The 271-nt window shown below is 39.5% G+C and carries 1 protein-coding gene; it reads right to left on the reverse strand.

All coding sequences use genetic code 11. The annotated features are described in order from the left end of the window. Window positions 1-247 (reverse strand): hypothetical protein (locus FQ664_RS27550; protein ID WP_218570426.1); only part of this gene is annotated, 247 nt, incomplete at its 3' end. Between the last annotated feature and the right edge of the window lie 24 nt (window positions 248-271).

Below are 271 nucleotides of genomic sequence, written 5' to 3' on the forward strand. Positions count from 1 at the left end.
TATCAATATAGACTGATGTCCGTCCATTGCCTTCTCGAAGTCGAAGATAGTATCGCCAACTCAAACGCTCTTTTGGCATGTAATGATCAATCTGAATTCTTGAGTCATAATCAAAATCCCATCCACAAAGTTGCATAAGCATAAATGTCTCTGTATCATCCCCAGCCAATAATTCTTTACCTGATCTACTTAACATGACAGGTTCGATATCCAAAGCCAAAGCCTGTTTTACAGCTTTGTTACGCAAGAAACAACCAGCACTCCAGATAAC

Source organism: Pseudomonas persica (assembly GCF_900291015.1).
Classification (GTDB): Bacteria; Pseudomonadota; Gammaproteobacteria; order Pseudomonadales; family Pseudomonadaceae; genus Aquipseudomonas.